Raw genomic sequence first — 25,251 nt, 5'->3', positions numbered from 1 at the left:
GGTCGCGGCGGGCCTGAGGCCCTGCCTGCGACGCACAAGGGGCGTTTTTCACCAGGCGCAAGGACCCCCGAACAAACCTGCTTCGGCTCACGCCGTTGCAGGTTTTTTTACGTCCATGACAGACAGCATGATCCGATCGGATCAACACCCTCGGTCGCCACCACCCAACCCTTGTCACACCCTTTTACGAAGATCCCGGTGAACGGTTTTCATGCCTGCCCCACAGGCAACCATCTGCATCAACCCACCGGAGATTTCGATGAAGGGTGCTTCCCATCCCACCAACGACGTGACGCTCGCCGAGTCGCACGTTCCCACCATCCGCGACGTCATCGACAGCGTAGAAGCCAGCCGTCGGCAGTTCATCCAGGGTGGCGTGAGCGCCGCCGCACTGGCATCTGTGGGTGGCTTGACCCTGGGTGGTCTGGTCGGCACCGTCGAAGCCGCTGCCGTGCCGCCCAGCGTGGGCTTCCCCGGCATCGGTTTCGAAAGCGTGCCCGCCAACACCCGCGCGCTGAACGCCTCGCTGGGTGGCTCCGCCACCTCCACGGTTGACAAGGTCACCGTGCCCGCTGGCTACACCGCTCAGGTCTTCGTGGCCTGGGGCGACCCGATCATGCCCGGTGGCACCGCCTTCGTCGGCAACGCCTCCGAAACGGCCGCACAACAAGCCAAGCAGTACGGCATGCACACCGATGGCATGCACTTCTTCCCCTTCCCGGGTGCCAGCGGTGCCGCCGCCAGCGACCGCGGCCTGCTGTGCGCCAACAACGAGTACACGCACGAAGACATCCTGTTCACCGACGGTCAGGCCAACGGCTACAACATCGCCAAGACCCGCAAGTCGCAAGCTGCCCACGGCGTGTCGATCGTTGAAGGCCGCCGCATCAACGGCAAGTGGACCGTCGTCAAGAACTCGATCTACGGCCGCCGCATCACCGCCAACACCAAGAGCCGCGTGTCGGGCCCGGCCGCCGGCCACGCCCTGATGAAGGCCAACGAGTACGTCATTGGCGAAAACGGCTCGGTGCCCACCGGCAACCAGCTCGACGGCTTCACCGCCTACGGCACCATCAACAACTGCGCCCACGGCATCACGCCCTGGGGCACCTACCTGACCTGCGAAGAGAACTGGAACGGCAACTTCGGCTCGAACGCCGCCCTGCCCGCCACCAGCACCGAAACAGGCAAGCTGTACAACCGCTACGGCGTGACCGCTGGTGGCTTCGGCTACCGCTGGCACACCACCGACCCTCGCTTCGACCTGTCGGTCAACCCGAACGAGACCAACCTGTTCGGTTGGGTGGTCGAAATCGACCCCTACGACCCGCGCAGCCTGCCGGTCAAGCGCACCGCCCTGGGCCGCTTCAAGCACGAGAGCGCCCAGTACGTCGTCGATGCCCAGAACAACGTTGCCTTCTACATGGGTGACGACGAGCGCAACGAGTACATCTACAAATTCGTCTGCTCCGGCAAGTTCAACCCGACCAACCGCGCCGCCAACCGCAACCTGCTCGACAGCGGCACCCTGTACGTCGCTCGCTTCGACAGCAGCCTGCAAGGTCAGTGGGTCGCCCTGGAGCCCGGCACCATCGGTGTCAACGGCCAGGCCCTGCGCGACAACCCCAACTTCACCGGCGCCAACGACGCCGAGGTGCAAGCCAAGATCCTCATCAAGACCCGCATGGCCGCTGACGCCGTCGGTGCCACGATGATGGACCGCCCCGAGTGGACCGGCGCGCGCCCCCGCATCAACGGTTTCGACGAAGTCGAGGTGTACTGCACCCTGACCAACAACAACCGCCGCGGCAGCAGCACCACGCCTTCGTCCAATGCCATCGACGGCAGCACCACCGCTGCTTCGGCCCGTCCCGCTGTGGACGCGGCCAACCCGCGTGCCGACAACGTCTACGGCCACATCATCCGCTGGCGCGAGACCAACAAGTCGGTCACCTCGACGACTTTCAGCTGGGACCTGTTCGCACAGGCCGGTGACACCGCCACCACCAAGGCCGCCAAGCCGACCAACGACTACAAGGGCAACATCGTCGACGCCCCCAACGGCAGCGCCGACTACGGTGCCCCGGACGGCCTGTGGTTCGACTACTTCGGTCGCCTGTGGGTGCAGACCGACCAGGTCGGCGATGGCTCGGGTGACTTCGTCAACATCGGCGGCAACATGATGGTGTGCGCCGACCCGAACACCGGCGTGACCCGCCGCTTCATGACCGCGCCCAACAAGTGCGAAGTCACCGGCGTGACGATGACCCCGGACGGCAAGACCATGTTCGTGGGCATCCAGCACCCGGGCGAGGACTCGACCTTCGCCAACCCGACGCAGTTCTCGAACTGGCCTCAGAACCAGTACGCCGTGGAATCGGACGGCGTGACCGTGCTGCCCGCCGGTCGTCCCCGCTCTTCCGTGGTCGTCATCACCAAGGACGACGGCGGGATCATCGGCTCCTGACGGGCGCCGCAGTTCAAGCTCCCCAAGAAAGGATTCACTCATGAAAACCAAGCTGTTTGCTGCCGCCCTGATGGCAGCCTCCATGGGCGCCCAAGCCGCCCCGGTCATCGCCGACAGCGCCACCTTCACCGGTGACGTCATCACCTTCAACGAGTTCGACGGCCTGACCGTGGGCAGCAGCCTCGACCTGGGCAACGGCGTGACGCTGACGACCACGGCCAACGCCATCGCGGGTCAGTACGCCCAGGACCTGGGTGACAACGGCCTGTGGAGCGTGGTGGGCAACGCCAACCGCGACGGCTCCTTCCTGGCTTCGGCCTTCACCACCGGGCGCGGCGAGATCGGTTTCTCGTTCGCCAACCCGGTGTCGTCGGTCGGCGCATTCGTCAACCAGTTCCAGGCTGCAGGCAAGACCAACAACAGCATGCTGGTGGTGGCTTATGACATCGACGGCTACGTGCTGGAGAGCTTCCGCGTGTCGATCGACACCGATGCTTTCGGCTACGACGAAGGCAAGTTCCTGGGCTTCCAACGCGCCACGGCCGACATCTACGGCTTCGGCTTCGTCGATGGTTCGGTGGTGATCGACAACGTCACGACCGCTGTGCCCGAGCCGGGCACCTGGGGCCTGATGCTGGCTGGCCTGGGCGTTGCTGGTTTCGTGGCTCGGCGCCGTCGCGCCTGATCGCACGCGACCCGCTCGCGTCAAAGGTGAGGGGCCCTTCGGGGCCCCTTTTTCATGCGCTCTTCAGCACGTCACCCCAACTTGATGATCTTGGCCACCGAGGGCACCCCTGCGCTGTTGAACACAAACAGCATGTAGTAACCGGGCGGCGCCAGGTTGGCGTTGGCAGGCATGGTCACGCTCAGCTGCGTGCCGGAAACCGTGTGCGTCAGCGGCAGGAAGCGCTGGTCGAAGTCCACGGTGTGCGTGGCCGAACCGGTCTTGACCAAGGTCACGCGGCTGATGCCCGCCACGTCAACGCCCACGTTGATGCGCGCGCCCCAGGCCGCCGTCTGCGGCGCCGAGGTGATCACTGGCCGCGTGGCCAGCGTTGCGGTGCGGTCCTGCTTGTACAGGTAAGGCGGCGTGTAGATCTCGGCGTTGAGGTTGTTCTGCGGACCGGGTGCGCCACCGCCCCCCAGTAGCACGCGCCCATCGGGCAGCAGCATCGCCACCGAGTGGTACAGCCGCATCTTCGTGCCCGATGGGGTGGTGGTCCAGCTGTTGTTGGCCGGGTTCCAGATGCGCGCTGAGTACGTCACGCCAATCGCCACGTTCGAGACCATCGAGCCGCCGCTGACCAGCACCTTGCCGTCGGCCATGACGGTGGCCGATGCGTGGTAGCGGTCCTGGCCCACACCCCAGACCGATTTGGAGGTGGGCGTGGTGCCATTGAGGTCGATCACCACCGCGCGGTTGAGCTTGCGCAGCGACAGGACCTTGCCCGGCGCGAACATCACCGAAGGCAGGTAGTCGTCGCTCTCGGCCAGCTTCAGCGGCGTGCGGGTGAGTTGCCCGGCGCCAGCCGCGGCATTCGGGTCCAGGTAGTAGGTGCCTCCCCACTTGGTGGCGATGAAGACCTGACCGTTGGGTGCTTGCCAAGCGCGGGGGTAGCTCCAGTTGCGCGCACCATAGGCGTCGTCGCTGGCCACCGCCGGCAGGCTGCGCCAGCCGATGCCTTCGGTGTAGACCTCGGGGGTGGCCACCCAGCTCTCGGTCGAGGCGCCAGGCACCGCGGGGGTCTGGCGCCCGCCCAGCACCAGCGTCGAGCCATTGGCCAGCGTCAGCACGGTCGGGTACCAGCGCAAAAACGCCATGGGCGCCTGGGCCGAATACAGCGCGTTGCTGCGCCAGTCGAACAGGTTGACGTCGTTGATCGAGTAATTGCGCACGCCGTTGATGGTGCGGTCGCCCCCGGTCAACAACACCGCACCGCTGGCAGGCAACACGATCTGACCGCTGCAGAAGGTGTCGGCGCCCGTGGTGTTGGGCAAGGTCAGGTGTGAAGTGGCGCCCGTGCCCTTGCTCGGGTCCCAGACGTCGTAGGTGAACTGACCGGTCTGGTTGCCCTGACCGTCTGTGCCGTAGGTCAGCAGTCGGCCATCTGGCAGCAGCGCAGCGTGGATGGGGATCAGGGGCCAGCTCACCACCGGGCCGAAAGAGCCGCGTTGATAGGTGTCGGTGGCCGCGTGCACTGCGGGGCTCAGCACGCCCACCAGGACGGCACCAGCGGCACCCATCACCCTCACGCCACCCGCCTGCACCTTGCTTTTTCGGACACAACGACCATCGAACGAACCGACGAAGGGAAGACCGGGATGGATGGGCATGGGGGCTCCTGTTTGAATGCGGGGACGCGCTCGAGGCCGCAAAAATGCGACAGAACGTTAACCCAGGCCTGCCAATGTGGCCAGGTTTGCTGCATGGCGAAAGGCATCGACCCCCTCAAGCAGGCGTCAACTGCGCCCCATTGCGGGTCAATCACCACTCCATGCACCGAAATAAGCCGGACAGATCCGGTCTGTTGACACGCTCTGTGATCAGACGGGCGTGCAAAGATGCAAAATCCCTCATATGCTGCACTGCACCATGCACCGATGGCACCCGTCGGCACCCATGGTCAGGCCATGAGGTCCAACCGAGAACAAAGGTCCCGCCATGCTCTACCAGATCTACGAAACACACCGCGCCTGGATCAGCCCCTTCTCCGAGTTTGCCAGCGCGGCCTCGAAGCTCTACAGCAACCCGCTGTCGCCGATGGCGCAAATGCCCTCTGCCCACCGCATCTCGGCCGGCTTTGACCTGGTGCACCGGCTGACCAAGGAGTACGAGAAGCCCGAGTTCGGCATCAACAAGGTGACGGTGGACGGCACCGACGTGGTGATCCAGGAACAGGTGGTTGAAGCCAAGCCGTTTTGCCGCCTGTTGCGCTTCAAGCGCTTCACGGACGACGGCAAGTTGCTGGACAAGATGCGCCTGCAGCCTTCCGTGCTGGTGGTGGCGCCGCTGTCGGGTCACCACTCGACCCTGCTGCGCGACACCGTGCGCACGCTGCTGCAAGACCACAAGGTCTACATCACCGACTGGGTGGACGCCCGCATGGTGCCCACCGAGGAAGGCGCCTTCCACCTCGACGACTACATCAACTACGTGCAGGAGTTCATCCGCAAGGTGGGCACCGATGTGCACGTGATCTCCGTGTGCCAGCCCACCGTGCCGGTGCTGGCCGCCGTCTCGCTGATGGCCAGCCGAGGCGAGCCGACTCCTCGCTCCATGACCATGATGGGCGGCCCCATCGACGCCCGCAAATCGCCGACCGCGGTCAACAACCTGGCGATGAACAAGTCGTACGAATGGTTCGAGAACAACGTGATCTACCGCGTGCCGCCCAACTACCCTGGCGCCGGTCGCCCCGTTTACCCGGGCTTCCTGCAGCACACGGGCTTCGTGGCCATGAACCCCGACCGCCACGCGACCTCGCACTACGACTACTTCCTGGACCTGGTGCGCGGTGACGACGACAGCGCCGAGTCCCACCGCGACTTCTACGACGAGTACAACGCCGTGCTGGACATGCCGGCCGAGTACTACCTGGACACCATCAAGACGGTGTTCCAGGACTTCTCGCTGGTCAACGGCACCTGGAAGGTCGCCAACCCCAAGGGCAAGCTCGAGCTGGTCAAGCCGCAGGACATCAAGACCACGGCGCTGCTGACCGTCGAAGGCGAGCTCGACGACATCTCGGGCGCGGGCCAGACCCGCGCGGCGCAAGAGCTGTGCGCCGGCATCCCCAAGGCCCGCAAGAAGCACTACGACGTGATCGGCGCGGGCCACTACGGCATCTTCTCGGGCCGCCGCTGGCGCGAGAAGGCCTACCCTGAGATCCGCGCCTTCATCCTGTCTCACAACAAGTGAGCCCCGGCGCCTGACCGGCATGGGGCGGCTACACTCCCGCCCCATGTCGCCGCACGCCGATCAGATCAACGCCCTGCTGCCCCAGACGCAGTGCACGCGCTGCGGCTACCCCGATTGCGCCAGCTACGCGCAGGCCATCGCGCAAGGCGAGGCCGGCATCAACCAGTGCCCACCCGGCGGAGAAGAAGGGGTGCGCCGCCTCGCCGCCCTGACCGGCCAGCCGTTTGCCCCACTGAGCGAAGCGCACGGCCTGGAGGGCCCGCGCCAGCTCGCGGTCATCGACGAGGCCTGGTGCATCGGCTGCACCCTGTGCGTCAAGGCCTGCCCGGTCGACGCCATCATCGGCACCAACAAGCACATGCACACCGTGATCGAGCCGGACTGCACCGGCTGCGAGCTGTGCATCCCCGTGTGCCCGGTGGACTGCATCTCGCTGGTGCCCGTGCACGCCGAGCCCGCGCCCACGGGCTGGGCCGCGTGGTCCGCCGAACAGGCCGATCGGGCCCGTGAGCAGTACGCCTGGCACCAGGTGCGCACGCGCCGCGCCAAGGTCGAGCATGACGAGCGCCTGCAGGCCAAGGCCGAGCACAAGCTGGCTCACCTGCCCGAGGTCAGCAAGCTGACCGAGCCGGCCGAGCTCGACGCCAAGCGCGCGGTGATCGAGGCCGCGCTGGCCAGGGCTCGGGCGCGGCGACGCAGCGAGTGAATTGCCACGCGGGATGAGCCGGGTGGCGCCCGGATGGCAGGGTGGCAACACGCAGGCCTGACACGCGCGCTCAGCAGACTGTGCAGATCTGGTCCACCCTGCACTGCACACCGCCATGCCGAACCGCGCCCCCGCTTCCGCCTCCCCAAGTTTCGCCCTGCGCCCGCTGTGCGCCGCCTTGGCCCTGAGCCTGGCCGCCGCCGCCCAGGCATCGCCCAGCGGGCTCGTCATCAGCCAGGTCTACGGTGCGGGTGGCAACAGCGGTGCGCTGCTCAACGCCGACTACATCGAGCTGTTCAACGCCGGCAGCGCGCCGTTGAACCTGGCAGGCTGGTCGGTGCAATACGCCTCGGCCACCGGCTCAAGCTGGGGCAACAAGACCGACCTGCCGGTCTTCACCCTGCAGCCCGGCCAGTACTTCCTGGTCCAACAGTCCGGCGGCGGCAGCGGCAGCGCCCTGCCCTCCGCAGACGCCACCGGCACCGTCTCGATGGCAGCGGCCAGTGGCAAGGTCGCCCTGGTGCAAGGCACCACCGCGCTGACGGGCACCAACCCCAGCGGCGCCGAAGACATCGTCAGTTACGGCAGCACCAGCAACGCCACCGAAGGCTCGCCCACCGGCACCGCGCTGAGCACCACCCTGGCCGCCTGGCGGGTCAACGACGGCTGCACCGACACGAACAACAACGCGGCCGACTTCATCACCGCCGCGCCCGCGCCGCGCAACAGCAGCAGCCCGCTCAAGCCATGCAGCGGCGCGCCCGCGCCCTCTCCTGCGCCGTCGCCGTCTCCCTCGCCTTCGCCCAGCCCCTCGCCATCGGTCACGCCCATCTCGCAGATCCAGGGCACGGGCCACACCAGCTCGCTCGTGGGCCAGAGCGTGACCACGCGCGGCATCGTCACGCGCGTCAACAACAACGGCTTCTTCATCCAGAGTGACGCGCCCGACGGCAACCCGCTCACGTCGGAAGGACTGTTCGTCTTCACCAGCAGCGCCCCCACCGTCAGCGTCAAGCAGTTGGTGCAGCTCACCGGCACCGTGACCGAGTTCAACACCGGCGCCGCCTCCAACGCCCTCACCGCCAGCCGCCCCATCACGCAGCTGACCAGCGTGAGCGGGCTGAGCGTGTTGGCCAGCAACCAGGCCATCGCACCCACGCCACTGACCCTGCCCGCCACACAGGACGAACTCGAAGCCCTGGAAGGCATGCTGGTGCAGGTCACCAACACGCTGACCGCCTCGCAGAACTACTTCCAGGGCCGCTATGGCCAGGTCACGCTGTCGGCCGACGGTCGCCTGGTCAAGCCCACCAACGTTCACCCCGCCGGCTCGGTCGCGGCACTGCAACTCGCCGAAGCCAACGCGCAACGCCAGCTGTTGCTTGATGATGGCAGCTCGCTGCAGAACCCCACGCCCATCCCCTACATCGGCGCGGACAACACGCTGCGCGCTGGCGACACGCTGGACGGCCTGGTCGGCGTGCTCGACTACGGCCTGAGCACCACCAGCAACACCGGCCTGGCCAGCTACAAGGTGCACCCCACGCAAGCCGTGAGCTTCCAGCGCGCGCACCCTCGCAGCACGCAACCAGCGGACGTGGGCGGCAACCTCAAGGTGGCCAGCTTCAACGTGCTGAACTACTTCACCACCTTCACCAACGGCCAGACCGCCAGCGGCGCCAGCGGCCAGGGTTGCTCGCTGGGCAGCAGCGTGGCGGCCGGTAACTGCCGTGGCGCCGACAACCTCACCGAGTTCACCCGCCAGCGCGACAAGATCGTGCAAGCCCTGCTAGGGCTGGACGCCGACGTGGTCGGCCTCATGGAGATCCAGAACAACGGCAACACCGCTGCGCAGAACCTGGTCGATGCGCTCAACGCCGTGGCCGGCGCCGGCACCTACGCCGTCGTGTCCCTGCCCGTGGCCTTCGATGCCACCGTGGGCGGCAACCCCACCGGCACCGATGCCATCCGTGTCGCGCTCATCCACAAGCCGACCAAGGTCACGCCGCAGGGCAGCGCACTGGCAGACACCGACCCGATCCACAACCGCCCGCCGCTGGCACAAGTGTTCGCCACGCCCAACGGCGAGCGCTTTGCCGTCGTCGTCAACCACTTCAAGTCCAAGGGCTGTTCTGACGCGGCCGGCGCCAACACCGACCAAGGTGACGGCCAAGGCTGCTACAACGCCAACCGCCAGGCCCAGGCCAGCCGCCTGCTGAGCTTCGTGAGCGAGCTGCAGACCCGCACCGGCGACAGCGACGTGCTGGTCATCGGCGACCTCAACGCCTACGGCAAGGAAGACCCGATCCTCACGCTGACCCGGGGCGGCTTCACCGACCTGATCGAGGCCTTTGAAGGCGAAGCTGGCTACTCCTACGTCTTCGACGGCGAGGTGGGCTACCTGGACCACGCCCTGGCCACAGCCAGCGCACTGGGCCAGGTCAGCGGCGTGACGCACTGGCACATCAACGCAGATGAGCCCTTCGTGATCGACTACGACATGAACTTCAAGCGCTCGCCCAGCACCGGCCAGTGCTACAACGCCTCGCTCACCGCTTGCAGCCCCGACCTCTACACCGCCACGCCCTACCGCTCGTCGGACCATGACCCGGTGTTGATCGGCCTGAACCTGCTGAAGTCGCTCACGGGCACCGCCGGCCGCGACACGTTGGTGGGCACGCCGGGTGACGACGTCATCACCGGCCTGGCGGGTGCCGACCGACTCAGCGGCGGCCATGGTCGCGACACCTTCGTCTACACCAGCCTGCGCGACGGCAGCGACACCATCACCGACTTCGTGCCCGGCACCGACCGCATCGACCTGAGCGCCGTGGTGGCCCTGCTGCGCAGCACGCATGGCGTGACCAGCGCCGACCTGATCGCCAGCGGTCACATCCGCCTGGTCGACAGCGCGTCCGGCCTGCAAGTGCGCGTGGACACCGATGGCAGCGCGGGCCCTGCGGGTGCCTTGCTGCTGGCCACGCTCAGCGGCGTGCACAGCTCCCACATCGTGGCATCGCGCGACCTGATCCAGTGAACAGCAAACGATCTGCATGAGGGGCGGCGCGCGACACACCACCTGACGCCAACATGCACCGGGCAGGAATGCTCACAAAGCGGCCTTCCTCGTTCATTTGTGGCGAAACTGTCTTCAGGCAAACCCTGGAACGGGGGTCACCACCGTGTCACAGCTGGCCCGCAACATGCATTCTGACGACGTGAGCAGCGCCCCGGCGCCGCGCACCCCCTGGAGAAGTGCATCATGCGTGCCCTGATGAACCTGGCCATCGAGCCTGCCCTCAAGCTGTACGAAGTGTCCACGATGGTCGTGATCGACCCGTCGTGCAAAGCCGTGCAACGCGTGCTCAAGGTGATGGCCGACACCCCGATGGGTGCGATCTCCATCGTGCGAGACCGCTACCCCCGCTCCCGTGCGCACCAGGTCGTGTCCTGCCGCATGCTGGAAGGCCTCTCGCCCGCCTGACCCAGCCTGGTGCCCCACCCTTCCACGCCGAAGCGGTGTGGTGCGGCCGCCTTGCCCCCAGAGGCGCTTTCAAGCCCCTTGAAAGCCGCATCGCGCATCCTCATTTATGCTGGCGAAATCCCTTCGCTCCATGCACCGAGAGGAAGCGCCATGCACCTGATGAAGTCCCCCTCGATCCGAAGCCTGCGTCGCACCGCCCTGATCGCCACGCTCGCCACCTCGGCCGCCCTGACCGGCTGCGGCTACAACGACTTCCAGCGCCTGGATGAGCAAACCAAGTCCGCCTGGTCGGAAGTGCTCAACCAGTACCAGCGCCGCGCCGACCTGATCCCCAACATCGTGGCCACCGTCAAGGGCGAGGCCAACTTCGAGCAGGAAACGCTGACCAAGGTCGTTGAGGCCCGCGCCAAGGCCACCAGCATCCAGGCCACGCCCGAGCTGATCAACAACCCGGAAGCGTTCAACAAGTTCCAGCAGGCCCAAGGCGAGCTGTCGGGCGCGCTGTCTCGCCTGCTCGTGGTCAGCGAAAACTACCCCAACCTGAAGGCCAACCAGGGCTTCCAGGACCTGCGCGTGCAGCTCGAAGGCACCGAGAACCGCATCACCGTGGCACGCAACCGCTACATCCAGACCGTGCAGGAGTACAACGTCCTCGCGCGCAGCTTCCCCAGCAACCTCACCGCCAAGGTGATGGGCTACGAGGTCAAGCCCGGCTTCACGGTGCAAAACGAAGCCCAGATCTCGCAGCCGCCCACGGTCGATTTCGGCGACAAGAAGTGAACTGAGGCGGGCGCGCGATGACAGCGGTGCTGCGCGGCTTCCTGAGCATGCTGCTGACCTGGCTGATGCTGGGCGGTCTGGGCGTGGCCGCACACGCCCAGGACGGCGGCGTGCTGCCCGTTCCAGCGCTCAGTGGTCACGTCATCGATCAGGCCAGCGCACTCGCCGCACCGCAGCGCCAGGCGATCGACGACAAGCTCTCGGCCTTCGAGCGCGAACGCGGCACGCAACTCGTTGTGCTGATCGTGCCCACCACGCAGCCCGAAGACATCGCCGCCTACGCCCAGCGCGTGGGCGACACCTGGAAGATCGGCAGGCGCAACGTGGGCGATGGCCTGCTGCTCGTCGTTGCCCTCAACGACCGGCGCGTGCGCATCGAGGTGGCCAAGGCCCTGGAGGGCGCGGTGCCCGACCTGGCCGCCAGCCGCATCATCGAAGGCGCCATCGTGCCGGCCTTCAAGCGCGGTGACGTGGCTGCGGGCATCGACGCGGGGGTCGATCAGTTGATGGCCCGCGTCCGAGGAGAAGACCTGCCCCTGCCCGAGCCTGGCCGCCCCCACTCCCCGCCCGGGGCGCAACTTGAAGACCTCGTCGTCTTCGGCCTCATCGGCGTGCCCATCGTCGCGGGGGTGCTCGGCGCCATCTTCGGCCGCAAACTCGGCGCCATGCTCACCGGCGGGCTGGGCGGCGGCATCGTGTGGTGGCTCACCACCAGCTTGATGCTGGGCGGGGTGGCCAGCGTGGTGGTGGCCATCTTCGCGCTGGCCATGGGCAACGGCGGCGCGCGCAGAGGCGGCTGGGGCGGTGGCCCGGGTGGCGGCTGGGGAGGAGGTGGTGGTGGCTGGTCCTCCGGCGGGGGCGGCTGGTCATCGGGCGGCGGTGGCGACTTCGGAGGCGGCGGCGCATCGGGCCGCTGGTGACACATGGCTGAACACCCGAACACACCCGCCTTCCAGCGCACGGCTGCCAGCTGGCTGCGCCACCTCTGGCTGGACGCTGCCGACAGCCGTCGGCACCTGCCTGACGACGCCCGGCAACGCCTTGAAGCGGCGGTGCGCGCCAGCGAGGCGCGCCACCTGGGTGAGCTGCGCATCTGCGTGGAAGCAGGCTTGAGCCTGCCCAGGCTGTGGCGCGGCCAAAGCCCCCGCCAACGCGCCATCGAGTGCTTCGGCCTGCTGCGCGTTTGGGACACCGAGCACAACAATGGCGTGCTCATCCACCTGCTGCTGGCCGACCGCCGCATCGAGGTGGTGGCCGACCGAGGCCTGAGCCAGCGCGTGCCGCCCGAGACCTGGCAGGCGCTGGCCGATCACCTGGGCCAGGCCCTGGCGCAAGGCCAAATCGAAGCAGGCCTGCAGCAAGCCATCGCCCGCGTCGGTGACCTGCTGCACGCACACTTCCCGGCCCCGGCCCACGCGCACAACCCCAACGAACTGCCCGACGCCATCGTCCTGATCTGAATCGACCCGAAGTGACCCGTCCCAGCACCCTGATGAAACCGGCCGAGATCGAAGCGTTTTTCCAGACGCTCCAGGCCGCCAACCCCCACCCCGAGACCGAGCTGCACTACAGCACGCCCTTCGAGTTGCTGACCGCCGTGCTGCTCTCAGCTCAGGCGACCGACGTGGGCGTCAACAAGGCCACGGCCAAGCTCTTTCCCGTGGCCAACACGCCCGCCGCCATCCTGGCGCTGGGCGAAGAAGGCCTGTGCGAACACATCCGCACCATCGGTCTGTACAAAAGCAAGGCCCGGCACCTGCTGGAAACCTGCCGCATCCTCATCGAGCAGCACGGCGGCGAGGTGCCGCACGACAGAGAGGCCCTGGAGGCGCTGCCGGGCGTGGGGCGCAAAACAGCCAATGTCGTGCTCAACGTGGCATTCGGCGAGCCCACCATGGCGGTGGACACGCACATCTTTCGCATGGGCAACCGAACCGGGCTCGCGCCTGGCAAGACGCCGCTGGCGGTGGAGCTCAAGCTGCTCAAGCGCATCCCTGCGCCTTACCTGCAGCACGCGCACCATTGGTTGATCCTGCATGGGCGCTATGTTTGCCAGGCACGCAAACCACGCTGCTGGGAATGCAGCGTGGCCGCGACCTGTCACTTCAAGGACAAGACACCAGCGCCGACTTGACGGCCGCCTGTTGGCGACGACGGGCCAGCGCACCCACGGCCAACAGGCCGGTGAAGCTCAGCACCCAGGTGCCAGGCTCGGGCACGGCGGCAGCCATTTGCAGCCCCAGGTGGTTGTGCACGTAAGCCGTTGGGTGCACTTTGTCGAACAGCACGTGTTGATCGGAGTCGGCGCAAAGGGTGCCGCCGGTGCCGCTGTAGTTGCCGGTCCAGCAAGGCAGGCTGGCGGTGCCACCCGCGCCGACGATCTCCTTGGTCACGGCCAGGAACGAGGGGTAGACATCGAACAAGGTGATGTCCACGCCCAGCTCGGCCTCCAGCTTGTTGGCGGTGAAGGTCAGGCCCTGGTTGAAGGCCACGCTGATCTGATGCAAGGCGTTCTGCAGCTGCGTGCCACCCGCAAAGCCCAGGCCACTGGCGCCCAGGTCGGGCAGCGTCGGCAGGAAGAAGTGCTGCGCACCACCGGCGTCCAGCGAGCGGATCATGCCCTCGTAGTTGCTGCGAGCCTGAATCAACAGCTGGGTGACCGTCTCCGTCGTGATCGGCGTGGCGCTGTCGAGCAGCTTGAAGACATCATTGCCGCCGCCCCACACGAAGTACAAAGCCTCGGCGTCCACCGCGTTCGACTTCTCGCCGAGGTACTGCTTGACCTGAGAGGTCATGCCGGTGGCGTCCAGGATGGGCGTGGCCGTCTTGTTGCCCGTGCCGGTGGTGGCGCCACCGTATGCGCGGTCATCGAGCGCCAGGCCCAGCTGCTTGGCCATGACTTCCACCGCCACGGGGCCGTCGCTGAACCGACCCTCGAAATACGGCGAGGCGGGCGTGTCCACACCGAACTTCGCCATCAGGGCATGCAGGTTGCCGTTGTCGGACAGGCTGTCGCCAAAGGCGACGATCTGAGAGTAAGCCTGGGCCGACGATGCTGCGGCCAAGGCAGCGGCGGTCAGGGCCAGTCGGACGCTGGTGTGCAAGCTGATGCGCATGTGGGAACCCCTCTGGTGGTGTGTGTTGAACTCGGATGGTTGGCGAGTCTGCCCCCGAAGTTCGCCTCAGCCGGTCGGGGTTGCCCCCATGTCCAGGGGGGACGGGTCCAGCGACAGCCCCGGGTGACGCAACACCAGGCCAAGTTCGTGTTTCATCCGGACATTGCTCAGTCGACGCGACTCGCACAGGAAGCTCCATTGCATCGGACTGACCCGCGCACGCAACTCGTCGCGCGCCAGCCTGGGTGGGCGAGGCAAGCCGCTGAGGTCGGCCACCCGATCGAAGTGATCGCCCATCAGGTGCTGGGTGTCGTCGCACACATGCACCACGCGCTGCGGCTTGAGCCGCCACAAGGCCAGCATGCAGGCGCGGGCCAGGTCATCGGCGTGGATGTGGTTGGTGTAGACGTCGTGCTCGCGCGCCAGCACCGGCGAGCCTCTGCGCACGCGCTCGCGCGGGTCCCCACCCTCGCGGCCCACGGCGTAGATGCCGGGTATGCGCAGGATGCCCACGGCCACGCCACCTTCCAGCCGAGCGCTGTGACGGTGCGCGGCCCGCGCCTTGCGACGCCCGAACGCCCTCAAGCGCTGCTCGGCATCCACGCGCCTGCGCGCGCGGTCCGACTGAGGTGCGACCGTGCGCGTCTCGTCAAATAAAGCGCCCGCCGCATCGCCATACACACCAGTGGTGCTGCCATAAACCAGGCTGACCGACCCGCCGCGCTGCGCCAATGCGTGCAGCAGGGCCGCCGTGCGGGGGTCGCGGCTGCCGCTGCCGGGCGGTGGCGCCAGGTGCAGCACGCGTGGGGCCAGCCCTGCCAGCCGAGCCAATGAACCAGGCACATCGAGCGAGCCCACCAAGGGTGTGACGCCCCATTGCCGCAGGGCCGGCACGCGCGACGCAGACGAGGTCAGCACGCGCACGCGAAGCCTGCCGCCGAGTTCGCGCAACACGCGCTGCCCCACGTCGCCGCAGCCCACGATCAGCAAGCGAGCCTGGCGAAAAGCCCGGGGCCTGTGCACCCTCGGCGAAGCACGGGGACACCAGGTGGCGGGAGCGACAGCGGGGGACGACCTGAAAAGGGACATGGGAGAATCATGCCTGTTTCCAATCGCCTTGCCGTGCGCCCTCTTTCTTCGCCTCGATCATGAGTTTCACCGTCTCGATCCAGCCCAGCGGGCGTTCTTTTTCCATGCAGCGCGATGAGACCGTGCTGAGCGCCGCCATCGGCTCCGGTGTCGGCCTGCCCTACGGCTGCAAGGACGGCGCCTGTGGCTCCTGCAAGTGCAAGCTGCTGGAGGGCCGCGTCATCCACGGCGCCCACCAGGCCAAGGCCCTGAGTGAGGCCGAAGAAGCCGCCGGCTGGATGCTGAGCTGCTGCGCCACGCCTCAGACCGACCTCGTCATCGAGTCGCGTCAGGTGGTGGGCCTGGGCGATCACCCGGTCATCAAGATGCCCACCCGCGTGACCAGCCTGACGCCGGTCGCGCCCGATGTGATGGTGATCCGGCTGCAGCTGCCCGCCACCCATCAATTCGGCTTTCGTGCCGGCCAGTACATCGAGTTCATCCTCAAAGACGGCGTGCGGCGCAGCTACTCCATGGCCAACGCCCCGCACACCGCCAAAGAGCCGGGCGCTGCGGGTGGCATCGAGCTGCACATCCGCCACATGCCGGGTGGCCTGTTCACGGACCACGTTTTCGGTGGCATGAGGGAAAAGGAAATCCTGCGTGTCGAAGGCCCGCACGGCACCTTCTTCCTGCGCGACGACTCCGACCGCCCCATCGTGCTGCTGGCCTCGGGCACCGGCTTTGCCCCCATCAAGGCCATCGTCGAGCACATGCGCCACGAGGGCATCGAACGCCCGACCACGCTGTATTGGGGCTGCCGCAGCCGAGCCGACCTCTACCTGCACGACTGGGCCACGCAGCAAGCCGCAGAGCTGCCCTGGTTGAACTACGTGCCCGTGCTCTCCGACGCCCACCCCGAAGACGGCTGGCAGGGCCGCACCGGCTTCGTGCACCAGGCCGTGCTGGCCGACCTGCCAGACCTGTCTGCCCACGAGGTCTATGCCTGCGGCGCCCCGATCATGGTCAGCAGCGCCCGCAGTGACTTCACCACCCGGGCAGGCCTGCCTGACGAATTCTTCTACGCCGACGCTTTCACCAGCGAAGCCGACAAGCACGGCGGCTGAACCCCACACCTTCAACAGGAACAGGAGATGACCATGGCCTACGACACGAACAACATCTTTGCCAAGATCCTGCGCGGCGAGATCCCGTGCATCAAGCTCTTCGAGGATGAGCACACGCTGGCCTTCATGGACATCATGCCGCAGGCCGAAGGCCACGCGCTGGTCATCCCCAAGGAGGCGGCCACCACGCTGTTCGAGCTGTCCGACGCCGCTGCGGCCGCCTGCATGGCCACCGTGCGCCGCATCGGCAACGCGCAAAAGAAGGGCCTGGGTGCCCAAGGCATCGTGCTGATGCAACTCAATGGTGAGGCCGCCGGCCAGACCGTGCCGCACTTTCACATCCACGTGATCCCTGGCTCGATCGCCGACCTGCGCAGGCCGCACGCCGCCGTGATGGCGGACATGGCACACCTGAAGTCCGTCGCAGAGCGCATCACCGCCGCGCTCTGAAGAGCGACCTCGCCCAAAGCCGTCCTTTTGGATGGTGTGGCGCGGGGCTCGGGTTCGTACACTGCGCTGGCTCGGCTCCGGGCCATTAGTGCAAAAATACCGGTCAGCTCCCCCCTTTTTCGAGGGAACCCTCGCTTTTTGCGCCTCTGCCCCCCCAAGGCGCAGGGGGGAGCCATGCCCCCAAGATGGGTCAAACCACCCATACTGGATCACTTACAAAATTTACATGTGGGTTCCAGGCCCACACGGAGATTTCCATGCCTCAGATCCTCGGACGATCCGGCCTCAAAGGCCTGACCGCCTGTGTGCTCTTCGCCCTGTCCACTGCCAGCCTGGCTCAATCGAGCGTGGACGATCAGTACCGCCTCGGCCTGTACCAGCGCGAGACGGGGCTGCCTTACGCCTCGATCGAGACCCTGGAGTCTTTGCTGGCGGCCAACCCGACGCTCAACCGCGCACGCCTCGAGCTCGCCGTTGCCTACCACCGCACGCTGGACTACGCCCGTGCCCGCGCCGAAGCCGAGCGCGTGCTCAAGGACCCGAACACCCCTGAGACCGTTCGCCTGTCGATCAGCAGCTTCCTCAAGCAGATCGAGCTGGAAGAGCGCGCCAACTTCGGTCAGCCCCACCGCTTCGAAGCCAACGTCTCGCTCGGTCTGATCTACGACAGCAACGTCAACGCCGGCCCCGATTCGACCCTGCTGGGCTCGTTCAACGGTGGTGACCTGCTGCTCAACTCCGAGTTCACCAACAAGTCCGACTGGGGCAGCATCGCCCAGGCCGAGCTGCGCCACACCTGGCAACGCCCTGCCCCCGTGCGCGTGCTCGACCAGCCCTCGCGCCTGCTGTGGACCAGCTCCCTGGGCCTCTATCACAAGGGCTACAAGCAGTTCAACGAGTACGACCTGGATGTCGTGACCGTGGCCACCGGTCCTGCCCTCATCGTTGGCAACAGCTGGCGCGGCAACCTGAACTTCCAGCTCGACGACCTGCATTTCGGTGGCGAGCACCTGGGCCTCTACAGCTCCATCAGCCCCTCGGGCACCTGGAAGGTCGGCCGCAGCGGCGAACTCACGCTTGACGCGCAGTGGGTCAAGCGCGACTTCCACCGCGCTGGTGACTCTGCCCGCGAAGGCCAGTACCGCAGCGTCGGCGCCAGCTATGGCCGCATGATGGGCAACCAGACTTGGTCGCTGCAAGGCGGCGTGCGCCTGTTCGAAGAATCGGCTCGCGAAGACCGCTTCAGCTACACCGGTGACGAGTGGTTCGTGGGCGCTCGCGCGCAGCTTGCCGGCATCGACCTGTTCACCCGCGCCGCCTGGCGCAACGCACGCCACATCGGTGTCGAGCCTGTGTTTGCGGTCAGCCGCCGCGAGACCGAGCGCCGCATCGAACTGGGCGCGGCCTACACCTTCAACGCCGGCCTGATGGAGAAGTGGCAGCTCGCCGCCACCCTCGCCAACATCCACAACAAGGCCAACCTGACCTTGTACGGCTACGACCGCGACACCGTCACGATCAACCTCAATCGCAGTTTCTGATAGCAGGAGCACCACCATGGCAAACCGCATCCCGACCCTCCTGGCCACCGCAGTGGCCGCCGCATGCAGCCTGAGCGCCCATGCCAATGGCCCTACCCAGGCCGATTTCGCCAAGGTCGTGCTCTATTCGAACGTGACGATTGCGCAGGATTCGTCCAGCCAATGGGGCATCTGGGAAGAGCTCGAACCCACCGCCGCCGGCCCGCAAACACCGCTGCCGCTGCTGGCAGGCACCACCGAGCTCTACCGCCCGGTGGGTGCTGTGACACCGTCCACGCCCGTGCAGCCCCCTGTGCAACCCCCCGTGGTCAGCGCCTGCACCAGCGGTGGCCTGTGTGGCTTCGGCGTGATGGCCCTGTCGACCTACTCCTGGGACCAGAAACAACTCGAAGTGGCAGCGATCTCTGAAGGGGAGTCCAACGACCTGCGCGTTGGCTTCCAGCTCTTCCCCCAAACCACGACGGCACCCACCTGGCTGCCTGAGTCGATGTCGATCAGCACACAGCCGATTCGCTCCGACGAGCCGGCGACCGTGCCGAGCTTCAATGTTCAAGGACCTCTGGTTCTTGATGGCCTCAACAGCCACGACTACGAAACCCCCTTCGCCGACTTGCCAGTTGGTGCAGAAGGCAATTACGAGCGCGTGAGCATCGAAACCGACCTTGAATCGTCTCCTTCTGGCGTTCCAGTGGGCAAGTTCCAAGGTGGCCTGACGATCGTTCGGTACGTGTCTGGTGGCACTGACTCGCCGCCGCTGTCCGGAACTGAGCAATTCGGTGAGATGTACGGCGTCTGGGGCATCACGACCCCGGCACAGGACATGGACAACCTGCGCTTGAGCAATGCCCAGGCCAACTACTACGGCAACACGTTCAATGGCGCTGGCAACGCGACCGGCTCTGTTCAGATGAGCGTGAACTTCGGTACCAGCACCTTCAAAGCCGATTTCAACGGCGGCTCCGGTGTGTCGAACCCCCTCATGGGCGGCCAGTTGCAACAGACCGCCAACGGTGGCTACCAGGTCAACGGTGCCCTGAGCTTCAGCGCGGCAGGCACCATCAGCGGCAGCCAGTTCAGCTCCAAGTCGCTGGACATCGGAGGTCCCTACAAGGCCATCACCGGCAAGGTGGAAGGCGCCTTCTTCGGTCAGAACGCTGCCGTGGCAGGCGGTGTGGCTGATGTGTCCGCCGTGGTCACTGCCCCAGGTTTCACCAGCCCGGTTTACGCCCGCTACGCCACGCCGTTCGTCGCCGTCAAAGGCGAGCCCAGAATCGAAAAATAAATCTGCAGGGTCTCAGGCCTTCGCATCGACGCCCCCTTCGGGGGCGTTTTTCTTTGGGGCTCAGCCTCCCAGGTACGCCGCCTGCACCCGCGCGTCACCCAACAGTTCGGCCGCCGCACCACTGAGCGCCAGCTCGCCCGACTCCAGCACGTAAGCCCGATCGGCCATCTGCAAGGCACGCTGCGCGTTCTGCTCGACCAGCAGCACCGTCACGCCTTGCGCGTGCACATCGCGCACGACCTCGAAGATCTGGTCGACGATGATGGGCGCCAGGCCCATGGTGGGTTCGTCGAGCAGCAGCAGCTTGGGACGGGCCAGCAGCGCGCGGCCCATGGCCAGCATCTGCTGCTCACCACCCGACAAGGTGCCGGCCAGCTGACGATGGCGCTCCTTCAGGCGCGGAAAGCGCTGGTACACCGCGTCGATGTCGGCGTCGACTTCGCCATCGCGGCGCAAGTAGGCCCCCATGCGCAGGTTCTCTTCGATGCTCATGCGCGCGAAGATGCCGCGCCCTTCGGGCACCATCACCAGGCCTTGCGCGACCAGGCCCCACGGACCTTGTGCCCCGATGGCGCGGCCTTGGTAGCGCACCTCACCACCCTGAGGCTGGAGCAAGCCGCAGATGGCTTTGAGCGTGGTCGACTTGCCAGCGCCATTGGCACCGATCAGGCTGACCAACTCCCCTTCACGCAATTCGAGGTTCAGACCCTTGACGGCCTGGATGCCGCCATAGGCCACGCGCAGGTCGCGCAGCTCCAGCAGCTTGTTCGATGGGTTCGTCATCAGGCGCCCTCCCCCTGCCGGGCATCATCCTTGGCCGCCACCGGCGCGTGCGAGGTGCCCAGGTATGCCGCGATCACCGCCGGGTGGCGCTGAACCTCGGCGGGCGAGCCGCTGGCGATCAGCTTGCCTTGATCCAGCACGGTCACGTGGTCACACAGGCCCATGACCAGCTTCACATCGTGCTCGATCAGCAGCACGGCTCGGCCCTGCTGACGGATGCGCTCGATCAACTCCCGCAGCTGCACCTTCTCGGTCGCGTTCATGCCGGCGGCGGGCTCGTCCAGGGCCAGCAGCTTGGGTTCGGTGGCCAGCGCGCGCGCGATCTCCAGGCGACGCTGGTCGCCGTAGCTCAGGGTCCGCGCCGTTTGCTGCGCCCGGCCCTCGAGCCCGACGAAGGCCAGCAGCTCGCGGGCCTTGTCGGTGATGAGCTGCTCTTCGTGCAGGAAGGAGCGCGTGCGCAGCACCGCCTGCCACCAGCCCACGCGGCTGCGCACGTGGCGACCCACGCGCACGTTGTCGATCGCGGTCATGTCGGCGAACAGGCGGATGTTCTGGAAGGTGCGCGCGATGCCGGCCTTGGCCACCAGGTGCACGGCGCTGGGCTTGTAAGCGCGGCCATCGAGCTCGAAGCGCCCCGCATCCACGGGCACCAGACCGGTGATGGTGTTGAAGAAAGTGGTCTTGCCGGCGCCATTGGGGCCGATGAGGCCGTGCACCTGCCCCGGCAACACGTCCAGGCCCACGTCGCTGAGCGCCTGCACGCCGCCAAAGCGCTTGCTCACACCTTGCACCTGAAGCAACGGTCGGCTCATGCCTGGCCTCCCTTGACCTGACCCGCGGCAGGCGTGCCCTCATCCGGGATCAGCCGGTCTTCGTGGCGCGGAGAGGGCCACAGCCCGCGCGGGCGCAGCAGCATGATGCCGATCATGGCCAGGGCCACCAGCAGCTGACGCAAGATGGCCGCGTCCAGCCGCCCATCGGTCATGGCTTGCAAGGGGCCTGCGACGTGGCGCAGCACCTCGGGCAAAGCCGCCAACAGGAAGGCGCCCAGGATCACGCCGGGGATGTGCCCCAACCCGCCCAGCACCACCATGGCCACCACCAGCACCGACTCCTGCAGGCTGAACGATTCAGGTGAGACGAAACCCTGAAAGCTCGCGAACAGCACGCCCGCCACACCGCCGAAGGTGGCGCCCAGCCCGAAGGCCAGCAGCTTGAGGTTGCGCACGTTCAGGCCCATGGCCTTGGCAGCGATCTCGTCCTCGCGGATGGCCATCCAGGCTCGACCAAGTCGCGAGTCGTGCAACCGGCTGCACACCACCACCGCGATCACCACGATGAACAGGAACAGGTAGTAATTCAGCGTGACAGGCGCCAGCGTGAGACCGAAGACGTGCAGCGGCTCGCCCAGGCTGACGCCACCAATGGTCATCGGATCGATGCTGCTGATGCCCATCGGTCCGTTGGTGACGTTGACCGGCGCGTCCAGGTTGTTGAGGAAGACGCGGATGATCTCGCCAAAGCCCAGCGTCACGATGGCCAGGTAGTCGCCGCGCAGGCGCAGCGTGGGCGCGCCCAGCAGCACGCCGACCATGGCCGCCACACCTGCGCCCAGCGGGATCACGGCCCACACCGGCATGTGCAGGCCGTCGGGGAAGGCCGCCGCCACCGCCGGGAAATGCTCCAGCAAATGCGGAGAGGCCAGCAGCGCGAACAGGTAGGAGCCCACGGCGTAGAAGGCGATGTAGCCCAGGTCGAGCAGGCCGGCAAAACCCACCACGATGTTCAGGCCCAGCGCCAGCAGGATGTAGAGCAGCGCGGTGTCGAGGATGCGCACCCAGGCCTCGCCCAGCGGCTGCAGGACCACGGGCAGCACCAGCAGGGCCACGGCGCAGACGAGGAAGGCCGCAACCCGGCCTTGAAGGCGAGCCTGGACGCCGCCCGGCATGCGAGCGCGCAACAGCTTGTTCACAGAAGACGAGACGGGCTTCATGGCAGACATGGCATCGATCTCCAGGCCTCAGGCGCGATCGGCCACGCGCTCGCCCAGCAGCCCCTGCGGGCGCAGCGTCAGCACGAGGATGAGCACGGTGAAGGCGAAGATGTCCTGGTAATGGCTGCCCAGCACGCCACCGGTGAGGTCACCGATGTAGCCAGCTCCCATGGCCTCGATCACGCCCAGCAGGATGCCGCCCACCATCGCACCACCCAGGTTGCCGATGCCACCGAACACCGCCGCAGTGAAGGCCTTGAGGCCCGGCAAAAAGCCCATGGTGTGCTGCACCGAGCCGTAATTGGCCGCCCACATCACACCGGCCAGCGCCGCCAGCGCCGCCCCGATGACGAAGGTGGCCGAGATCACGCGGTCCGGTCGCACCCCCATGAGCTGAGCCACGCGCGGGTTCTCGGCCGTGGCGCGCATGGCCCGGCCCAGCTGAGTGCCGTGGATCAGGGCCATCAGGCCCGCCAGGGTCAGCGCCGTCACCACCAGGATCAGGATCTGCACCAGGTTGATGGTCGCGCCCATGAACTCGTAGGGCTCATCGGGCAGCAGGATGGGGTACGGCTTGTAGTCCGGCTTCCAGATGATCATGGCCATCGTCTGCAGCAGCAGCGACATGCCCATGGCCGTGATCAACGGCGCCAGGCGCGGTGCATTGCGCAGCGGCCGGTAGGCGAGCTTTTCAATCAGGAAGTTCAAGGCCATGCACGCCAGCATGGCCGCCACCAGCGAGATGGACAACAGCGCCCAGCCCGGCAGGCCGCTGTCGGCGAACACGGTGACCACCGTCCAGCTCACCAGGGCGCCCACCATCAGCACCTCGCCATGGGCGAAGTTGATGAGGTTGATGATGCCGTACACCATCGTGTAGCCGAGCGCGACCAGGGCGTACATGCTGCCCAGCACCAAGCCATTGATCAGTTGCTGAATGAAGATGTCCACAGGCGTTTCGGATGCAAAAAGCCCGCCAGGGAGGCGGGCCGTTGACCATCGGGATGCCGGGATTATCGGTCAGACCGACGCCGGCTCCGAAATCAGAGCGAAGGCAGGCGCAACGAGTCCACCGTCCAGCGGATGAGCTTCTGCTTGAAACCGGTGTACGGCGGGAAGAACAGCTTGGCCATCATGATCGGGCCGGACTTCAGCACCGCGCGCTCGTGCGAGAAGGCCTTGAAGCCGTACTCACCGTGGGCGTTGCCGATGCCCGAGTTGTTCACGCCGCCAAACGGCAGGTTGCCGTGGGCGTAGTGCAGCACGCAGTGGTTGATTGCCACGCCGCCCGAGCTGGTCTTGGCAATCAGGTCGCGGGTGCGCGCCTTGTCGGTGCTGAAGATGTAGAGCGCCAGCGGCTTGGGGTTGGCGTTGATCTCGCGCACGACCTTGTCGAGGTCGCGGAAGCCGATGATGGGCAGCACCGGACCGAAGATTTCTTCGGACATGATCGACGCTTCTTCCGGGATTTGCTCCAGCAGCGTCGGTGCGATGAAGCACTGCGCCACGTCCACCTCGCCCCCCACGGCCACCTTGGCACCACGGCTGACGGCATCCTGCAGCAGGCCGGCGATGCGCTGGGTGTGGCGCTGGTTGATGACACGGGTGAGGTCGGGGCTGTTGCGCTGCGCGTCGGCCGTGGCGCCATAGCGCTGGGCGATGACGGTGCGGCAGGCGGCCACGAAGCGCTCGCGGATCGACTCGTGCACGAAAACGTGGTCGGGTGCCACGCAGATCTGACCGCAGTTGGTCAGCTTGCCCCACATCAGGGTTTCGGCCGCCAGCTTGATGTCGGCCGTCTCGTCGACGATGACGGGCGACTTGCCGCCCAGCTCCAGCGTGACGCTGGTCAGGTGCTTGGCGGCGGCGGCCATCACCACCTTGCCCACGGCGGGCGAACCAGTGAAGAAGATGTGGTCGAAGGGCAGCTCGAGCAGCGCCTGCGAGGTCGGCAGGCTGCCCTCGAACAGGGCGACTTCGTTGGGCTGGAAGGTGGCGGCGATGACCTCGGCCATCACGGTGCTGACGGCGGGCGTCATCTCGGAGGGCTTGAGGATGACGGTGTTGCCAGCGGCCAGGGCCGAGACCAGCGGGCCGAAGCACAGGTTGAGCGGGAAGTTCCAGGGCGCGACGATGAGCACGCGGCCGCGCGGCTGCACTTCCACCCAGGCCTGCGTGCCCATGGTCGTCATGGTGGGCCACACGCGCTTGGGCTGGGCCCATTTCTTCAGGTTGCCGATGGCGTGGCGGATCTCGTCGAGCACCGGCATGAACTCGGTGCCTTCGACCTCGGCCGAGGGCTTGTGGTAGTCCTTCTGGAAGGCCGCGTAGAAATCCTCGCGGCGCGCCAGCATGGCTTCGCGCAGCTTCTTGAGGCGCGCGATGCGCTCGGCGATGGTGGACTCACGCCAGGCGATGGCCGTGGACTCTTGCGACGCGAAGACGCGGCGGATGTCTTCCGGGTTGGATTCGCCGGTCTGGGGGTCAACGAGGTGCATCATGGGTCGGTTCATGGCGGTCTCCATCGGGCTGGCG

General features: G+C 66.7%; 22 protein-coding genes. 14 read left to right on the top strand and 8 right to left on the bottom strand.

Annotated features, from left to right (window positions below; translation table 11 throughout):
- The first annotated feature begins 259 nt into the window (after positions 1-259).
- Both ABG80_RS03675 and ABG80_RS03670 read left to right on the top strand, forming a co-directional pair.
- Complete coding sequence (locus tag ABG80_RS03675) at positions 260-2,467, top strand: PhoX family protein (RefSeq protein ID WP_058086417.1); 2,208 nt, start codon at positions 260-262, stop codon at positions 2,465-2,467.
- A 40-nt stretch (positions 2,468-2,507) separates the two neighbouring features.
- Positions 2,508-3,152, top strand: coding sequence for a PEP-CTERM sorting domain-containing protein (locus ABG80_RS03670; RefSeq protein WP_058086416.1), 645 nt, complete (start codon positions 2,508-2,510; stop codon positions 3,150-3,152).
- 71 nt (positions 3,153-3,223) lie between these two features.
- Here ABG80_RS03670 and ABG80_RS03665 read toward each other — a convergent pair whose 3' ends face one another.
- Complete coding sequence (locus tag ABG80_RS03665) at positions 3,224-4,801, bottom strand: glyoxal oxidase (RefSeq protein ID WP_058086415.1); 1,578 nt, start codon at positions 4,799-4,801, stop codon at positions 3,224-3,226.
- Positions 4,802-5,129: 328 nt separating this feature from the next.
- On the opposite strand from ABG80_RS03665, the gene ABG80_RS03660 reads away from it, so the two are divergent.
- The 8 genes from ABG80_RS03660 to nth all read left to right on the top strand — a co-directional run bounded on the left by ABG80_RS03660 (position 5,130) and on the right by nth (position 13,490).
- Positions 5,130-6,386, top strand: coding sequence for a polyhydroxyalkanoate depolymerase (locus ABG80_RS03660; protein WP_058086414.1), 1,257 nt, complete (start codon positions 5,130-5,132; stop codon positions 6,384-6,386).
- A gap of 43 nt (positions 6,387-6,429) precedes the next feature.
- Positions 6,430-7,092: an electron transport complex subunit RsxB gene (rsxB, locus tag ABG80_RS03655; RefSeq protein ID WP_058086413.1), complete on the top strand. Its 663-nt coding sequence runs from the start codon at positions 6,430-6,432 to the stop codon at positions 7,090-7,092.
- A gap of 115 nt (positions 7,093-7,207) precedes the next feature.
- A complete protein-coding gene (locus ABG80_RS03650; protein ID WP_058086412.1) occupies positions 7,208-10,129 on the top strand; it encodes an ExeM/NucH family extracellular endonuclease in 2,922 nt (973 codons plus the stop codon).
- Between the two features lie 225 nt (positions 10,130-10,354).
- Positions 10,355-10,576, top strand: a complete 222-nt coding sequence (locus tag ABG80_RS03645) for a hypothetical protein (protein WP_058086411.1) — start codon at positions 10,355-10,357, stop codon at positions 10,574-10,576.
- 150 nt (positions 10,577-10,726) lie between these two features.
- Positions 10,727-11,356, top strand: a complete 630-nt coding sequence (locus ABG80_RS03640; RefSeq protein WP_407638728.1) for a LemA family protein — start codon at positions 10,727-10,729, stop codon at positions 11,354-11,356.
- A gap of 17 nt (positions 11,357-11,373) precedes the next feature.
- Positions 11,374-12,276: a TPM domain-containing protein gene (locus ABG80_RS03635; protein WP_058086410.1), complete on the top strand. Its 903-nt coding sequence runs from the start codon at positions 11,374-11,376 to the stop codon at positions 12,274-12,276.
- Positions 12,277-12,279: 3 nt separating this feature from the next.
- Positions 12,280-12,816 (top strand): TPM domain-containing protein, encoded by a 537-nt coding sequence (locus ABG80_RS03630; protein WP_058086409.1) that lies wholly within the window; start codon positions 12,280-12,282, stop codon positions 12,814-12,816.
- Between the two features lie 32 nt (positions 12,817-12,848).
- Positions 12,849-13,490, top strand: a complete 642-nt coding sequence (nth, locus tag ABG80_RS03625) for an endonuclease III (RefSeq protein ID WP_058086408.1) — start codon at positions 12,849-12,851, stop codon at positions 13,488-13,490.
- On the opposite strand, the gene ABG80_RS03620 is transcribed toward nth, so the two are convergent.
- Positions 13,462-14,472, bottom strand: coding sequence for an SGNH/GDSL hydrolase family protein (locus ABG80_RS03620; protein ID WP_058086407.1), 1,011 nt, complete (start codon positions 14,470-14,472; stop codon positions 13,462-13,464). The genes nth and ABG80_RS03620 overlap by 29 nt on opposite strands.
- A 66-nt stretch (positions 14,473-14,538) precedes the next feature.
- On the bottom strand, positions 14,539-15,462 hold the full coding sequence (locus ABG80_RS03615; RefSeq protein WP_058086406.1) for a Rossmann-fold NAD(P)-binding domain-containing protein: 924 nt from the start codon (positions 15,460-15,462) through the stop codon (positions 14,539-14,541).
- 158 nt (positions 15,463-15,620) lie between these two features.
- On the opposite strand from ABG80_RS03615, the gene ABG80_RS03610 reads away from it, so the two are divergent.
- From ABG80_RS03610 to ABG80_RS03595, 4 genes are all read left to right on the top strand, one after another.
- Positions 15,621-16,667, top strand: coding sequence for a CDP-6-deoxy-delta-3,4-glucoseen reductase (locus ABG80_RS03610; RefSeq protein WP_058086405.1), 1,047 nt, complete (start codon positions 15,621-15,623; stop codon positions 16,665-16,667).
- 33 nt (positions 16,668-16,700) lie between these two features.
- Positions 16,701-17,117, top strand: coding sequence for an HIT family protein (locus ABG80_RS03605; protein ID WP_058086456.1), 417 nt, complete (start codon positions 16,701-16,703; stop codon positions 17,115-17,117).
- 257 nt (positions 17,118-17,374) lie between these two features.
- Positions 17,375-18,658: a tetratricopeptide repeat protein gene (locus ABG80_RS03600; protein WP_058086404.1), complete on the top strand. Its 1,284-nt coding sequence runs from the start codon at positions 17,375-17,377 to the stop codon at positions 18,656-18,658.
- Between the two features lie 16 nt (positions 18,659-18,674).
- On the top strand, positions 18,675-19,940 hold the full coding sequence (locus tag ABG80_RS03595; RefSeq protein ID WP_058086403.1) for a HupA family protein: 1,266 nt from the start codon (positions 18,675-18,677) through the stop codon (positions 19,938-19,940).
- Positions 19,941-20,000: 60 nt separating this feature from the next.
- On the opposite strand, the gene ABG80_RS03590 is transcribed toward ABG80_RS03595, so the two are convergent.
- The 5 genes from ABG80_RS03590 to ABG80_RS03570 form a co-directional block, all read right to left on the bottom strand.
- Positions 20,001-20,723: an ABC transporter ATP-binding protein gene (locus ABG80_RS03590; RefSeq protein ID WP_200964248.1), complete on the bottom strand. Its 723-nt coding sequence runs from the start codon at positions 20,721-20,723 to the stop codon at positions 20,001-20,003.
- Positions 20,723-21,535 (bottom strand): ABC transporter ATP-binding protein, encoded by an 813-nt coding sequence (locus tag ABG80_RS03585; protein ID WP_058086402.1) that lies wholly within the window; start codon positions 21,533-21,535, stop codon positions 20,723-20,725. Before ABG80_RS03585 ends, ABG80_RS03590 begins: the two co-directional genes overlap by 1 nt.
- On the bottom strand, positions 21,532-22,671 hold the full coding sequence (locus ABG80_RS03580; RefSeq protein WP_058086454.1) for a branched-chain amino acid ABC transporter permease: 1,140 nt from the start codon (positions 22,669-22,671) through the stop codon (positions 21,532-21,534). Before ABG80_RS03580 ends, ABG80_RS03585 begins: the two co-directional genes overlap by 4 nt.
- Positions 22,672-22,743: 72 nt before the next feature.
- Positions 22,744-23,667: a branched-chain amino acid ABC transporter permease gene (locus ABG80_RS03575; protein ID WP_058086401.1), complete on the bottom strand. Its 924-nt coding sequence runs from the start codon at positions 23,665-23,667 to the stop codon at positions 22,744-22,746.
- Positions 23,668-23,759: 92 nt separating this feature from the next.
- Positions 23,760-25,229: an aldehyde dehydrogenase family protein gene (locus tag ABG80_RS03570; protein ID WP_083505784.1), complete on the bottom strand. Its 1,470-nt coding sequence runs from the start codon at positions 25,227-25,229 to the stop codon at positions 23,760-23,762.
- Positions 25,230-25,251: the final 22 nt, after the last annotated feature.

Source organism: Aquabacterium parvum, from assembly GCF_001447195.1.
GTDB classification, from domain to species: Bacteria; Pseudomonadota; Gammaproteobacteria; order Burkholderiales; family Burkholderiaceae_C; genus Aquabacterium; species Aquabacterium parvum.
The sequence above is the reverse complement of the archived record's forward strand: the minus strand, read 5'-3'. Positions and strand labels throughout refer to the sequence as shown.

Bases quoted from the DNA above. Each gene is read 5' to 3' on its own strand.
- ABG80_RS03675 (WP_058086417.1), top strand. From the start codon at position 260: ATGAAGGGTGCTTCCCATCCCACCAACGACGTGACGCTCGCCGAGTCG.
- ABG80_RS03670 (WP_058086416.1), top strand. From the start codon at position 2,508: ATGAAAACCAAGCTGTTTGCTGCCGCCCTGATGGCAGCCTCCATGGGC.
- ABG80_RS03665 (WP_058086415.1), bottom strand. From the start codon at position 4,801: ATGCCCATCCATCCCGGTCTTCCCTTCGTCGGTTCGTTCGATGGTCGT.
- ABG80_RS03660 (WP_058086414.1), top strand. From the start codon at position 5,130: ATGCTCTACCAGATCTACGAAACACACCGCGCCTGGATCAGCCCCTTC.
- rsxB (WP_058086413.1), top strand. From the start codon at position 6,430: ATGTCGCCGCACGCCGATCAGATCAACGCCCTGCTGCCCCAGACGCAG.
- ABG80_RS03650 (WP_058086412.1), top strand. From the start codon at position 7,208: ATGCCGAACCGCGCCCCCGCTTCCGCCTCCCCAAGTTTCGCCCTGCGC.
- ABG80_RS03645 (WP_058086411.1), top strand. From the start codon at position 10,355: ATGCGTGCCCTGATGAACCTGGCCATCGAGCCTGCCCTCAAGCTGTAC.
- ABG80_RS03640 (WP_407638728.1), top strand. From the start codon at position 10,727: ATGCACCTGATGAAGTCCCCCTCGATCCGAAGCCTGCGTCGCACCGCC.
- ABG80_RS03635 (WP_058086410.1), top strand. From the start codon at position 11,374: ATGACAGCGGTGCTGCGCGGCTTCCTGAGCATGCTGCTGACCTGGCTG.
- ABG80_RS03630 (WP_058086409.1), top strand. From the start codon at position 12,280: ATGGCTGAACACCCGAACACACCCGCCTTCCAGCGCACGGCTGCCAGC.
- nth (WP_058086408.1), top strand. From the start codon at position 12,849: ATGAAACCGGCCGAGATCGAAGCGTTTTTCCAGACGCTCCAGGCCGCC.
- ABG80_RS03620 (WP_058086407.1), bottom strand. From the start codon at position 14,472: ATGCGCATCAGCTTGCACACCAGCGTCCGACTGGCCCTGACCGCCGCT.
- ABG80_RS03610 (WP_058086405.1), top strand. From the start codon at position 15,621: ATGAGTTTCACCGTCTCGATCCAGCCCAGCGGGCGTTCTTTTTCCATG.
- ABG80_RS03605 (WP_058086456.1), top strand. From the start codon at position 16,701: ATGGCCTACGACACGAACAACATCTTTGCCAAGATCCTGCGCGGCGAG.
- ABG80_RS03600 (WP_058086404.1), top strand. From the start codon at position 17,375: ATGCCTCAGATCCTCGGACGATCCGGCCTCAAAGGCCTGACCGCCTGT.
- ABG80_RS03595 (WP_058086403.1), top strand. From the start codon at position 18,675: ATGGCAAACCGCATCCCGACCCTCCTGGCCACCGCAGTGGCCGCCGCA.
- ABG80_RS03590 (WP_200964248.1), bottom strand. From the start codon at position 20,723: ATGACGAACCCATCGAACAAGCTGCTGGAGCTGCGCGACCTGCGCGTG.
- ABG80_RS03585 (WP_058086402.1), bottom strand. From the start codon at position 21,535: ATGAGCCGACCGTTGCTTCAGGTGCAAGGTGTGAGCAAGCGCTTTGGC.
- ABG80_RS03580 (WP_058086454.1), bottom strand. From the start codon at position 22,671: ATGCCGGGCGGCGTCCAGGCTCGCCTTCAAGGCCGGGTTGCGGCCTTC.
- ABG80_RS03570 (WP_083505784.1), bottom strand. From the start codon at position 25,229: ATGAACCGACCCATGATGCACCTCGTTGACCCCCAGACCGGCGAATCC.